This is a genomic window from Streptococcus sp. 2741, from assembly GCF_013276315.1.
Lineage (GTDB): Bacteria > Bacillota > Bacilli > Lactobacillales > Streptococcaceae > Streptococcus > Streptococcus pseudopneumoniae.
On sequence record NZ_VMKU01000133.1, the window covers coordinates 1 to 898 of the forward strand.

The 898-nt window shown below is 35.2% G+C and carries 2 protein-coding genes and 1 pseudogene; all 3 read left to right on the forward strand.

All coding sequences use genetic code 11. The features are described from left to right. Positions 1–182 precede the first annotated feature (182 nt). Positions 183–290: pseudogene (locus HT671_RS10450) on the forward strand (IS5/IS1182 family transposase); the annotation flags it as partial. 36 nt (positions 291–326) lie between these two features. After that, entirely contained in the window at positions 327–476 is a 150-nt protein-coding gene (rpmG, locus tag HT671_RS10455) for a 50S ribosomal protein L33 (RefSeq protein ID WP_001809104.1), read from the forward strand. A 39-nt stretch (positions 477–515) separates the two neighbouring features. Then, positions 516–749: a preprotein translocase subunit SecG gene (secG, locus tag HT671_RS10460; RefSeq protein ID WP_000282517.1), complete on the forward strand. Its 234-nt coding sequence runs from the start codon at positions 516–518 to the stop codon at positions 747–749. The last annotated feature ends 149 nt before the right edge of the window (positions 750–898 follow it).

The following is an 898-nucleotide window of genomic DNA, read 5'->3' on the forward strand; positions in this document are numbered from 1 at the left end:
CGCTAACAGCTGAAGAGAAAGCCTGTAACCATGCGCTATCTAAGGAGAGAATCAAGGTTGAGAATATTTTTGACAAAGTATAGTAGATTGAAACTAGAATAGTACACCTCTACTTCTAAAACATTGTTAGAAATCGATTTGACTGTCTTGATTGATTTGTCCTGTTCTTATTTCATTTCACTATGAAAACGTTTAAAATATTTTCAACAACCTATCGAAATCATCGTAAACGCTTCGGATTACGAATGAATTTGATTGCTGGCATTATCAATCATGAACTAGGATTCTAGTTTTGCAGGAAGTCTAATAAAAGTAAAGGAGATTTAGTGCGAGTAAAAATTAATCTCAAATGCTCCTCTTGTGGCAGCATCAATTACCTAACCAGTAAAAATTCCAAAACCCATCCAGACAAGATTGAGGTTTTAAAGTATTGTCCCAAGGAAAGAAAAGTAACCCTACATCTTGAATCTAAGTAGATTTTATGGTAAAATAATAGGGATTGTAAGGAGTTTGATATGTATAACCTATTATTAACCATTTTATTAGTATTATCTGTTGTGATTGTGATTGCGATTTTCATGCAACCAACTAAAAACCAATCCAGCAATGTATTTGATGCCAGCTCAGGTGATTTGTTTGAACGCAGTAAAGCACGCGGTTTCGAAGCTGTGATGCAGCGTTTGACAGGGATTTTAGTCTTTTTCTGGCTAGCCATTGCCTTAGCATTGACGGTATTATCAAGTAGATAAGAAAATAATGGGCAGGACTAGGTCTTTGCCTCTTTTTGTTTTTATATTCTTCAAAAATCTCTTCAAACCACGTCAGCTTTCATCTGCAATCTCAAAACAGTATTTTGAGCTGACTTCGTCAGTTCTATTCACAACCTCAAAACGGTGTT

Excerpts from the sequence above, each read along its gene's own strand:
- secG (WP_000282517.1), top strand. The coding sequence starts at position 516 with ATGTATAACCTATTATTAACCATTTTATTAGTATTATCTGTTGTGATT.